Consider the following 2,134-nt stretch of genomic DNA (forward strand, 5'->3'; position numbering starts at 1 on the left):
ATCGGTCGTCACACCCCGGCCGCGCAGGCGGTGACCGGGCAGCTGCTCGCCCAGTGGGAGCGGCGGCTGCAGACCGGGATCGAGCAGATGCAGGCGGCGGGCGAGATCCGCGCCGACGTGGATCCCGCCCGTGCCTCGGCGGCGCTGATCGCGGCGATCCAGGGCGGTGTCGCGATCCTGATGGCGTCCGGTTCCGCGACGCACCTGGAGTACGCGCTCGACCTGTGCCTGGACTACCTCAGCGCCAGTTGACCACCGGCGGCCGGTACCCGGCCGGCTTGTCGGCGACCTTCGCGCCGGGGCTGACCATCCAGTTCTGGTACTCCGGCGTGAACATCCGGTAGACCGACGCCGGCGGTACGGCGCTCGCCTCGTCGAGCCGGGTACGCAGTTCGGCCGGGAGCTCGAAGCCGAGCGCGGCGATACTCGACTCGAGTTGCGCCGGGTTGCTGGCGCCGACGATCGCGGACGCGATACCGGGCTGCGTGGCCGCCCAGTTGACCGCGACCTGCGCCATCGTCACGCCGAGCTTGGCCGCCATGTCCCGCACCACGGGCAGCAGGTCCCACTGCCGGTCGGTCCAGCTCTGCCCGGCCGCGCCGTCCCCGGTCAGCCGCCCTTCGCCGGCCAGCTTTTTCGCGTCGTCGCGGACGTACTTGCCGGTCAGGAACCCGGCGCCGAGCGGGCTCCAGGCGGTGACGCCGAGCCCGAGCTGCTGCGCCATCGGCACGTGCTCGGTCTCGATCGCGCGCTCGATCAGCGAGTACGGCAGTTGCAGGCTGACCATCGGCGTCAGCGCGTGCGCGTCGGCCAGCGTCTGCGCGCGAGCGGCGTACCAGGACGGTACGTCGGACAGCCCAGCGTACCGGACCTTGCCGGCCCGGGCCAGGTCGTCGAGGGTTCGCAGTACCTCGTCGACCGGGGTGATCCGGTCCCAGGTGTGCAGCAGGAACAGGTCGACGTAGTCGGTGCCGAGCCGGCGCAGTGAGTCGTCGAGGGCGCGGATCAGGTGCTTGCGGCTGTTGCCGCCCGCGTTCGGATCGCCGGTGTCGACGCTGTTGGTCGCCTTGGTGGTGAGCACCATCCGCTCCCGGACGCCGGCCTCGGCGATCAGCCGGCCGACGATCCGTTCGCTCTCGCCCGCGGTGTAGAAGTCCGCGGTGTCGATGAAGTTGCCACCGGCATCTATGTACGCCTGGAAGATCGCTCGCGCCTCGTCCTCGGTCTTGCCGTACGGCGCGTGGAATCCGTCCTGGCCGAAGTTCATCGTGCCCAGAGCCAGCCGGCTGACGCGCAGTCCGGACCGGCCGAGCAGGTAGTAGTCGTCAAGTGCCATGCCCACAGCGTTGCTCGGCAAAAATGGACTGGCAAGTACAAACCTCTAGGTGGCGGTATACCCACCGTCGACGGGCAGCACGGCACCCGTGACGTACGCGGCCGCGGCGAGGAACGCGTACGGCGCCGCGATCTCGTCCACCGTGGCCCGCCGGCCGAGCGGCGTGAACGTGGCGATCCGCCGGTCCGACGCCGGGTCGTCGTGTGCGGTCACACTGTCCATGATGTTCGCGACGTACCCGGGCGCGACCGCGTTCACCCGGATCCCGTGCTCGGCCCACTCGGCCGCGAGCGTCCGTACCAGCTGGTTGATCCCGCCCTTGCTCGCCGCGTACGGCGCCAGCGTCGGGATGCCGACCTGCCCGGCGATGGAGGACGTCATCGTGACGGATCCACTACGCCGGTGCGCGATCCAGTACTGCGACCTCCACCAGCCGCTGCCCGACCTCGGCCTCCCCGACGTCCCCGGCCAGCGCCACCACCCGGCCGGGGAAGGTCGCCGCCAACCCGGCCTCGGCCGCCGCGGTCTCGTCGGCCGCGTACCCGTTGACCACCACGGACGCGCCCTGACCCAGCAGCACCCGCGCGATCGCCAGTCCGATCCCGCGACTCGACCCGGTGACGACCGCAGTACTGCCCGACAGGCCGAAAAGTTCACCCATGCGCCAAACGGTAGTGCGTGAAAGGATTTCGTCGTGCACCTGTCTGAGCAGCAGCGGAGTGAGCTCGAGCGGTTGGCGGAGTCGGTGGTGCCGGGGGAGGGATGGCAGCGGGCGGCGGTCGCGTTCGTCGAGCGGGT

The 2,134-nt window shown here is 70.8% G+C and carries 4 protein-coding genes; 1 reads left to right on the top strand and 3 read right to left on the bottom strand.

Annotation, left to right across the window (positions count from 1 at the left end):
• Positions 1-252: TetR family transcriptional regulator C-terminal domain-containing protein (locus tag VFF46_RS03830; protein ID WP_414673030.1), on the top strand; the 252-nt coding region annotated here is incomplete at its 5' end.
• Here the strand turns inward: VFF46_RS03830 and VFF46_RS03835 are convergent.
• The 3 genes from VFF46_RS03835 to VFF46_RS03845 are packed head-to-tail and all read right to left on the bottom strand — an operon-like array spanning position 239 to position 1,997.
• Positions 239-1,336 carry an aldo/keto reductase gene (locus VFF46_RS03835; RefSeq protein WP_325035603.1) on the bottom strand — a complete coding sequence of 366 codons (1,098 nt, stop codon included), beginning with the start codon at positions 1,334-1,336 and terminating at the stop codon, positions 239-241. The two genes, VFF46_RS03830 and VFF46_RS03835, sit on opposite strands and share 14 nt — an antisense overlap.
• Positions 1,337-1,381: 45 nt before the next feature.
• A complete protein-coding gene (locus tag VFF46_RS03840) occupies positions 1,382-1,717 on the bottom strand; it encodes an SDR family NAD(P)-dependent oxidoreductase (RefSeq protein ID WP_325035604.1) in 336 nt (111 codons plus the stop codon).
• A gap of 13 nt (positions 1,718-1,730) precedes the next feature.
• Positions 1,731-1,997, bottom strand: a complete 267-nt coding sequence (locus VFF46_RS03845) for an SDR family NAD(P)-dependent oxidoreductase (protein ID WP_325035605.1) — start codon at positions 1,995-1,997, stop codon at positions 1,731-1,733.
• Positions 1,998-2,134: the final 137 nt, after the last annotated feature.

Source organism: Kribbella sp., from assembly GCF_035655035.1.
Taxonomy (GTDB): domain Bacteria; phylum Actinomycetota; class Actinomycetes; order Propionibacteriales; family Kribbellaceae; genus Kribbella.

Bases quoted from the DNA above. Each gene is read 5' to 3' on its own strand.
- VFF46_RS03835 (WP_325035603.1), bottom strand. From the start codon at position 1,336: ATGGCACTTGACGACTACTACCTGCTCGGCCGGTCCGGACTGCGCGTC.
- VFF46_RS03840 (WP_325035604.1), bottom strand. From the start codon at position 1,717: ATGACGTCCTCCATCGCCGGGCAGGTCGGCATCCCGACGCTGGCGCCG.
- VFF46_RS03845 (WP_325035605.1), bottom strand. From the start codon at position 1,997: ATGGGTGAACTTTTCGGCCTGTCGGGCAGTACTGCGGTCGTCACCGGG.